Origin of the sequence: Pseudomonas sp. 51_B (assembly GCF_017491595.1) — a bacterium.
Taxonomy (GTDB): Bacteria; Pseudomonadota; Gammaproteobacteria; order Pseudomonadales; family Pseudomonadaceae; genus Aquipseudomonas; species Aquipseudomonas promysalinigenes.
Window position 1 is genome coordinate 1 of record NZ_JAFGYW010000275.1, and the last position, 483, is coordinate 483.

Annotated in this window: 2 protein-coding genes; one reads left to right on the forward strand and one right to left on the reverse strand. The window is 59.2% G+C overall.

Annotated elements, in window-relative coordinates; genetic code table 11:
- A partial coding sequence (locus J5M56_RS24795; protein ID WP_207938037.1) for a hypothetical protein occupies window positions 1-183 on the forward strand: 183 nt, incomplete at its 5' end.
- 6 nt (window positions 184-189) lie between these two features.
- Here J5M56_RS24795 and J5M56_RS24800 read toward each other — a convergent pair.
- Complete coding sequence (locus J5M56_RS24800) at window positions 190-429, reverse strand: DUF2789 family protein (protein ID WP_016775092.1); 240 nt, start codon at window positions 427-429, stop codon at window positions 190-192.
- Between the last annotated feature and the right edge of the window lie 54 nt (window positions 430-483).

Sequence of the window (483 nt, forward strand, 5' to 3'; positions counted from 1 at the left end):
GCAGTGATGATCGGCAGCGGTGTTCCGGCCGGCTTACGTGCGATGGGGCGCAGTGTTTGCTGGGTAGTTTTGCTCAACGGGGAGCGACGCGGCACAGCCTTCGCCAGTCGCGATGAAGCGGAGGAGTGCAAGGCTGCCTGGCTCGAACAATTGAACATCGAGCCCGGCGACAGCCTGCCCTGATCGTACTTACTTGCCGCGATGCAGGCGCACGTTCAGCTCATCGACGATCGGCGCTTCTTCGCCATCGGCCCGCAGCCACTCCTTGAGTAATTGCGCCTGCTGGGGTGACCAGAAGTCGGCATCAATGAGTTTAGTGTCCGGATCCAGCGGATGTGCTTCGACAAAGTCATTGATCGACGCCTCATCCGAGGGCAGGCCCAGCTGTTCGAAAAGGGTGGTCAGGTTAAGCTCGGTTGGCAGTTCCATCATCTACTCCTGGGTTGGTGCCGGTACGGCTTGTTCGTTCACTCCCTTATCAGA

What these genes read in the sequence shown, in the direction of transcription:
- J5M56_RS24800 (WP_016775092.1), bottom strand. Translation starts at nt 429, where the DNA reads ATGGAACTGCCAACCGAGCTTAACCTGACCACCCTTTTCGAACAGCTG.